The 510-nt window shown below is 47.1% G+C and carries 1 tRNA gene and 1 other RNA gene; both read right to left on the reverse strand.

What is annotated here, in order from left to right:
• Positions 1-179 precede the first annotated feature (179 nt).
• A non-coding RNA gene (locus A3762_RS05485) (RtT sRNA) lies at positions 180-315 on the reverse strand.
• Positions 316-361: 46 nt separating this feature from the next.
• Positions 362-437: transfer RNA gene (locus A3762_RS05490), tRNA-Lys, on the reverse strand.
• Positions 438-510: the final 73 nt, after the last annotated feature.

Genomic DNA, 510 nt, shown 5'->3' on the forward strand with positions numbered 1-510 from the left:
CGGTGGAAATAATCGGCGCATATTATAGTAAAGTCACTGCGCTAGGACTACTGCGCTATTCGTAAAAAGAACACTGTACTGCTGCAGCATAAAAATTAACGGCTCTTATCTCGCAAGGAAATAAGTAACGCTTACGTGACTGAGCTTAGAATAAGATTGTTTTTTACTGATAGAGAGAGTGGTATGTCGTGCGGATTACTCGCTTCGCTCGCCCTTCGGGTCGTTGTCGTGACGAGCGCGCGCCAACGTTGTCTCGCAGCAAAGCTGCTCGGCTCGGACCTTAACGGTTCTCATCCTGGACGAACAAAGTTAGTTGTCGCGTGACCAAGTGGTAAATAGGAGTTTGTACTGAGAAAGAAAGTGGTGGGTCGTGCAGGATTCGAACCTGCGACCAATTGGTTAAAAGCCAACTGCTCTACCAACTGAGCTAACGACCCAAGAATCACCATCATGATGAGCGGCGTGGTTGGTGTCACACCTTAGTATATATTCCTAGAAAGGAAAGTCAGA

The organism is Oleiphilus sp. HI0125 (assembly GCF_001635355.1).